The following is a 1722-nucleotide window of genomic DNA, read 5'->3' on the forward strand; positions in this document are numbered from 1 at the left end:
TCCAAAAAAATGTATCGTTTCCAAGTTCGCGCCACCACTCAGCCCGGTGATCGAATTGCCCTGGTGGGATCCAGCCCTCGGTTGGGCGCCTGGGATCCGAGCCGCTGTGTTTGGCTGCAGACGGATCCCGCTTGTTATCCGCTCTGGTGGGTGGAGTTGCCATTAGGCCCGGCAGATGGCACTTCTGGCCCCCTATCCTCCGGGGAGTGGCCTCAAGAGACCCCTCGAGTGGAGTACCGATATCTGCGCGTTCAGGCCGATGGCGAAGTTATTTGGGAAGCTGCCGATAGGAATCGCTGGGTGCCGCTTGAGCCTCAGCCTTTGCCATCAGTTTTGATCGTGGAAGATGGCGAGTTTGGCCGGATCCCTTCCTGTCCTTACGGCTATTTTGCCACCCCTATTCTTGAGCCTGAGCCTGAAGATTTGCCGGGACTGAAGATAGTTGTTTTGGGTAGCTCCGTTGCCCTGGGGTGCAGCGCCTGGCTATTGCGAGGTTGGGCCTGGCTGTTGCAGAAAGCCTTGCGGGAGTGCTACAGCCATCGGGTGCGTAATCTCTCGGAATTGGGGGCTACGGTCAGCCGAACGCTGGCACGGTTTGATCAAGTTGTCGTTCCCGAACAACCGGACGTGGTAATTGTGGCCTTGTCGTTGGGAAATGAGGGCTTGGCCACGGCTCTGCCGGAGCATCGACGTGCCGTCCAAAGGCGGTTTGAAAACGGCCTGCGACGCCTGATTGAGAAGATTCAAAATATAGGCGCTTTGCCCATCTTGGCAGGGGTCTATCCTCACGGCGACTATGGTCCAGAACAGCATCTGCTTCTGCAGGAAACTCAGCAAAAGATGCTCGGTTGGGGATGCCCTGTGTTCAATTGGCTGCCCATCCTAGACGATGGCCAGGGCCGCTGGAAACCAGACCTTGCTTTTGACCCAGCTCACCCCAATTCCAGGGGGCATCAGGTCATGTTTGAGGCCATCGATCTCTCGCTCTTCGAGCCCGGCCAAGTTCTGTCGGCTCGTGGAAAGCTGGCTCAATCCACTGCAGAACGAATCATTTTTGAAGACGGCAATGGCTTTTGGGTAGCTGCAGAAATAGGCAGAGATCAATTTCGCATCGTGAATATAACCCCCTACCCTTATACCCTTGCGCCAACTTGGCAATCTTTGCAGACTGCTTTCCAAAAATCACGCCTGCAGCCGGGACTGTATATTGGCAGAAGCGATGCAAGGATAGGAGACAAGACCCTACATTTACTTTCCATACAAGAGGACAGTTCGGTTCAAACCACCCTCTCCATTCCTGCAGATGCCGACCTCATCTTCTCCCCAATAGCTCAGTTCTTTTCCGCAGAAGCAGTAGAAACGATCTTCGAGGATGGATCCCTGATCCTGCTCAAGCTCAGTGGATCTTCAAAAGGCTCTTCTGATCCCAGGCCTCGCCTGTGCGTGATCAATCGGAGCAATCACGAGTACAACATCCACCCCATGTGGAAGGAAGTGCGGGCTGCCCTCAGAGCTCTGCCACCAGGGGTTTATGAGGATCCCCTCTATCGCGATGCTCCTTTCCGCACGTTGATGATTGGAGAAGGGGGGTTGGAAAGCCGGGTCAAGGCCGCTCCCAACTCGGTCATGCTATTGGAATACACATGCGCCTTATCTGATATTCATCGCGTTGCTGTTGTTCCCCTGGGGGATCGCTGTGCGGTGCGAATGCTGCTCTACAAG

General features: G+C 55.1%; 1 protein-coding gene. It reads left to right on the forward strand.

What is annotated here, in order from left to right; all coding sequences use genetic code 11:
- Positions 1 to 9: 9 nt before the first annotated feature.
- Positions 10 to 1722: GDSL-type esterase/lipase family protein (locus NW857_RS07850; RefSeq protein WP_414368573.1), on the forward strand; the 1713-nt coding region annotated here is incomplete at its 3' end.

The sequence above is a fragment of the Synechococcus sp. H55.9 genome (assembly GCF_047462355.1).
GTDB lineage: Bacteria > Cyanobacteriota > Cyanobacteriia > Thermostichales > Thermostichaceae > Thermostichus.